1 protein-coding gene and 1 pseudogene are annotated in these 2,314 nt (G+C 42.9%); both read left to right on the top strand.

All coding sequences use genetic code 11. The annotated features are described in order from the left end of the window. Positions 1 to 51: 51 nt before the first annotated feature. Positions 52 to 1,209, top strand: a pseudogene (locus L0J61_RS10565) (type IV pilus secretin PilQ); the annotation flags it as partial. Between the two features lie 423 nt (positions 1,210 to 1,632). Next, complete coding sequence (gene aroK, locus L0J61_RS10560; RefSeq protein WP_301466397.1) at positions 1,633 to 2,193, top strand: shikimate kinase AroK; 561 nt, start codon at positions 1,633 to 1,635, stop codon at positions 2,191 to 2,193. Positions 2,194 to 2,314 lie beyond the last annotated feature (121 nt).

The raw sequence follows: 2,314 nt of genomic DNA, 5'->3' as shown, positions 1-2,314 counted from the left end.
ACATTGTAAATAGTATCAATGAGTTACAATGTGGCTTATCCCGAACTGGGGTTAGGTAAGCGTGAAAATGGCAATGTCATTTTGGTGGCACCTGCAGCAGAGTTAAGTGAGCAAGAGGCACGTGAGCTTGAAGCGCAGCAAGCAGTTGAGTCTTATGCCCCTCTACGTACTGAGTATATCCGCTTAAGCTATGCCAAAGCACAAGATATTTTAACCTTGATATCGCAAGGTCGCGGCTCCTCCGGTGGTCGCTCAAATAACAACAGTGACAATAACACCTTATTGTCTGACCGAGGAACGGTGACAATTGATGAGCGTACCAATACCTTGATTGTCAAGGATGTATCGGACAGTATTGAAAATATTCATGATTTAATTAGCAAGGTAGATATTCCGGTTAGTCAAGTCATGATCGAGGCGCGTATCGTTAGTGCGTCTGATAGTTTTAGTAAAGAAATAGGGGTTCAGTGGGGTATTTTATCAGATGGTGCAGCCAACAATCGCAATTTATTGGTAGGCGGTAGTGACCAGACCTTATGGGATCTGAAAGATTTTGACATAGAAACAACGACTGTTAATGGTCAAACAGTATCTTACCCCTCATATGACATTAGTCGCCCTGACAATTTAAATGTAGACTTAGGCATTGACAATGCAGCAGGTAGTATAGCCTTTGGGTTGCTTAGTATATCTGATGTGATGTTGGATCTTGAGTTATCAGCACTACAAGCGGATAATCGTGGTGAGGTCATCTCAACCCCGAAAATTTTGACCGCTGATAAACAAACAGCAAAAGTTTCTTCAGGCACACAGATTCCCTATCAGGAAGCATCTGCGAGTGGTGCTACGACGACCAGCTTTAGAGAAGCAGCGCTGAGTTTAGAAGCCACACCAAATATCACTCCTGACGGTAAGATAGGGTTGGAGCTGTTGATTACCAATGGAACACCGACTATCGTCAACAATCAAGTGGCTATTACTGAAGACTCTATTGCGACCAACGTTATTATTGAAGATGGTCAAACGGTTGTATTGGGTGGCGTCTTTAGAAATAGCACCAGTAATGGAGTAGATAAAGTGCCTTTCTTGGGAGACTTGCCTTATATTGGCCGTGCCTTCCGTAGAGATGTACGTAGTAATTCTAAAGAAGAGCTATTGATATTCGTCACGCCAAAACTCATCAACGACGGTACCAGCCGTTTGAACTAAACTCTGGCAGCCTCATGTAAAAAAGCAAGCTTCAGTGCTTGCTTTTTTTATGGAGTAGTTTTGAGGTTTTGAGCCTGAAATGCATATTAAAATCTGAGTAGGAAGCTTGGTAAAAATATCTCTTGTAGATGTTAGGGCGTGTCATCAATCAACGCATTCAATCGTTTAGTGGTTTTAAAATGGCTAAATCTTGCTACTCACCGCCAAAAATCGTGTGAATATGCTCATATTCCCTGCAATTTTTTCCTTGATTGGCGTCAATTTATCTCATTTTAAGCCTCACTATTTAAATGATGACACGCCCTAAGGGTGCTTCCTATTACTGATAATGTTTTTTGATTTTGGTGTAACAATAAACACCGCACGTTACTAGCCAGAATACCAATGACGTTGTATCATAGCCAATTTAGCTGAGTAATTATTATGGTGGAGGAATTACCGTCGGTGTTTTTAGTGGGTCCGATGGGAGCAGGGAAAACGACAATTGGTAAACTACTAGCAAAGCAGTTAGGGCGCTCGTTTGTGGACAGTGATTGGTATATTGAGTCGCAAACAGGCGCCGACATCCCGTGGATATTTGCCAAAGAAGGTGAGGCTGGTTTTCGTGAGCGTGAGACGCGAGCGATTGATGAGCTGACCCAAAAAACACAAGTTGTTCTAGCTACTGGCGGTGGGGCAGTGATGTCTGCTGAAAACCGAGCACTATTAAAGCAGCGCGGTATTGTGGTTTACCTTAATGCGCCTGTCGATGTGCAAATGGCTCGCACGGCCAAAGATAAATCTCGACCTTTATTACAGCAGCCCAACCCGAGAAAAGTTCTGCAAGATTTATATAGCGTTCGCGATCCATTGTATCGTCAGGTCGCTCATATTATCATGCCAACCGGGCACACTTATCCTCGTCATATGGTCAGTCAGCTTTTAGATCAGCTTCGATCACTCAGCATGTCTGACGATGCAGCGTCAACTCACAAAGATAAATAATCATGGGGCTGTAGTAGATAAGCACTATGCTAGACTACTTTTATGAAGATAACCCGTTGTAAACTAAACCCCACTCTCAACTTCGAAAGTGATTGAAAAAAGAAGAGCACCTCACTAATCT

It is taken from the genome of Psychrobacter sp. (assembly GCF_030457785.1).
In the GTDB taxonomy this organism is placed as follows: domain Bacteria; phylum Pseudomonadota; class Gammaproteobacteria; order Pseudomonadales; family Moraxellaceae; genus Psychrobacter.
The sequence above is the reverse complement of the archived record's forward strand: the minus strand, read 5'-3'. Positions and strand labels throughout refer to the sequence as shown.

Excerpts from the sequence above, each read along its gene's own strand:
- aroK (WP_301466397.1), top strand. The coding sequence starts at position 1,633 with ATGGTGGAGGAATTACCGTCGGTGTTTTTAGTGGGTCCGATGGGAGCA.